1 protein-coding gene and 1 pseudogene are annotated in these 1760 nt (G+C 38.2%); both read right to left on the reverse strand.

All coding sequences use genetic code 11. The features are described 5' to 3' along the window. A partial coding sequence (locus ACY651_RS03545) for an amidophosphoribosyltransferase (protein ID WP_462249780.1) occupies positions 1-1450 on the reverse strand: 1450 nt, incomplete at its 3' end. 88 nt (positions 1451-1538) lie between these two features. After that, positions 1539-1760: pseudogene (locus ACY651_RS03550) on the reverse strand (hypothetical protein); the annotation flags it as partial.

Consider the following 1760-nt stretch of genomic DNA (forward strand, 5'->3'; position numbering starts at 1 on the left):
CATAACAATCAGGGTAACGTATTTGCGGGGCTGATGACACAATAATTATTTTTTTTGGCTGCAGGCGGGCAAGCATACGGATGATACTTTCTTTGAGTGTGGTGCCCCTTACAATACTGTCGTCAATAACTACCAGCGTATCTTCATTTTTACGTACCGTGCCGTAAGTGATATCGTACACATGCTGTACCATTTCGTTGCGGCTGGAGTCTTCTGTAATAAAAGTCCGCAGCTTAACATCTTTGATCGCAATTTTTTCAAACCGGATTTTCCTGGTTATCATTTCGGTTAATTTCTCCTCATTAAAATCATTTCCCCAACTGGCAATCCTTTCTATTTTTATTTTGTTCAGGTAATCTTCTGCGCCTTTTAGCAAACCATAAAAAGCAGTTTCTGCAGTATTGGGAATAAAGGAGAAGATGGTATTTTTCAAATCGTATTTAATTACTTTTAAAATAACATCACTTAAATTATAACCTAAAGCAATTCTTTCCCTGTAAATTTTTTCATCGCTGCCCCTGCTAAAATAAATCCTTTCAAAACTACAGGCTTTTCTTTCTTTGGGCTCCACTATTTGTTCTATACTATAACTGCCATGAGCATCTACAATAAGGGCACATCCTGGCATTAATTCCTTCACTTCATTTTCTCCTACATTAAAAGCGGTTCTGATGGCAGCCCTTTCACTGGCAGCCACTATCACCTCGTCATTTATATAATAATAGGAAGGACGTATGCCATGAGCATCTCTCATCACAAAACCAGTACCATTACCCACTAATCCACAAAAATTAAAACCACCATCAAATAAGGGCACAGACTTTTTAAGTACTTTGGCAATATCAAGATAACCGGGAAAAGCTTCATCAGCCTTTACTAAAAAATGATGAATCACTTCCATCATAGCTGCAAGATCGCTTTGCTTTTGAAACACACCCGGTTCCATATTCACCAGGCTGAATAATTCTTCTGTATTTACCAGGTTAAAATTTCCGGCTAAAGCAAGGTTCCTGGAAGGGATGGTATCTCTTTTAATAAAAGGGTGACAAAATTCTACATTGTTTTTTCCCTGTGTTCCATACCGCAAATGACCAAGCAATAATTCTCCAAGAAAATTGATATGCCCCTTCATTAAACCTGGATGGCTTTTTATATCAGGCTGATATTTTTCTATCTCAGCAATTTCTTTTCCTACCTGTAAAAACAAATCTGCAATAGGCTGGTTGGCATTGCTCCTGATGCGGTGCAAAAATGGGTAGCCGGGTTCTGTATTTAACTTTACCGTGGCAATTCCTGCTCCATCCTGCCCACGGTTATGCTGTTTTTCCATCAATAAATACAATTTATTGAGGCCATACATTACCGTACCATATTGTTGCAGATAATAGCTGAAGTTTTTACGAAGGCGAATAAAGGCGAGGCCACATTCGTGTTTGATTTCGTCGCTCATGATGTGTTATGAGCCGCAAAGTTAAATGATTGTAAAACAAAAATCCCCCGTAAGAACGGGGGATCTCATAAATAATGTATAAGGTTTATTATAAACCTCTGATGCAAAGGCCAAGTTGCCAGGGCTTAATATCTGGTCCTGAACCATCCTTTATTAAAGAAGTAAGTGAATAAGTACCAATGAGTGAAAAACTACCCATACCCAATCTTGCTGTTGCAGCAATCCTGGTGCCATTAAAAAAAGATTTTTTGCTCTCTTTTAAGGTGTATGAGTTAATAGTATTTCCGCTTGAATTTTGAAGTGTTTTGCC

Source organism: Ferruginibacter sp. (assembly GCF_031391665.1).
Lineage (GTDB): Bacteria > Bacteroidota > Bacteroidia > Chitinophagales > Chitinophagaceae > Ferruginibacter.